Consider the following 490-nt stretch of genomic DNA (forward strand, 5'->3'; position numbering starts at 1 on the left):
GTCGATCGGAATTGTCCTTGTCTCGGCCTGGTCATCGGTAAACGGGGGAAGCTTTGCTTCATCAGCCCGACGGGGCGAAAGACTTGTTCTCAAATCATTAGCCATATCCTCGGCCGTTAGATAACGATTATCAGGATTTTTAGCGGTTGCACGTAAAATAACATTCTCAAGAGCTTGGGGAATATTCGAATCAATCTCTTTAGCTGAAGGCATTTGTTCTGAAGAATGTTTCATAGCAATTGACACTACAGTCTCGCCTTTATAAGGGACTTGACCGGTCAACATTTCAAATAAAATCACACCCAAAGCATATATATCGGATTTGTTAGTCGCCATTCCGCCACGAGTTTGTTCAGGACTTAAATAATGAACCGACCCCATGACAGCATTCGTTTGAGTCATTCCAAATTCGCTTCGGGCAATTGCAATCCCGAAATCAACAATTTTAATCGAGCCATCCTTGCCGACAAGAATATTCTGCGGTTTTAAG

1 protein-coding gene is annotated in these 490 nt (G+C 43.1%); it reads right to left on the minus strand.

Annotated features, from left to right (window positions below):
- Positions 1–490, minus strand: a 490-nt coding sequence (locus KH893_RS11795; RefSeq protein WP_281166278.1) for a protein kinase domain-containing protein, incomplete at both ends; no start/stop codon positions are given.

Origin of the sequence: Liquorilactobacillus sicerae (assembly GCF_029916425.1) — a bacterium.
GTDB classification, from domain to species: domain Bacteria; phylum Bacillota; class Bacilli; order Lactobacillales; family Lactobacillaceae; genus Liquorilactobacillus; species Liquorilactobacillus sicerae.